Source organism: Tamlana crocina, assembly GCF_012037625.1.
In genome coordinates, this window is record NZ_JAAVJS010000913.1 from 1 (window position 1) to 278 (window position 278).

1 pseudogene is annotated in these 278 nt (G+C 43.9%); it reads left to right on the forward strand.

What is annotated here, in order from left to right:
• Positions 1-278, forward strand: a pseudogene (locus HC176_RS19925) (TonB-dependent receptor); the annotation flags it as partial.

Consider the following 278-nt stretch of genomic DNA (forward strand, 5'->3'; position numbering starts at 1 on the left):
AGCACCTATAATGCCAATTCGTTCTTTGTTTCCGTAGGAAAGCGATTTAATGAAGCTCACGATTTGAACCTTACCGCCTTTTATACGCCAAATCTGCGTGGTAAAAACTCACCCAACACTCAGGAGGTATATGAGCTTCGGGGAGAGCAGTACAATAGTTACTGGGGATATCAGGATGGGAAGATCAGGAATTCCCGACAGAAGGAGGTAGCAGAACCTGTCATGATGCTCAACCATTCCTGGAAGATAAGTGAGAGATTAAGCCTTGATAACAATCT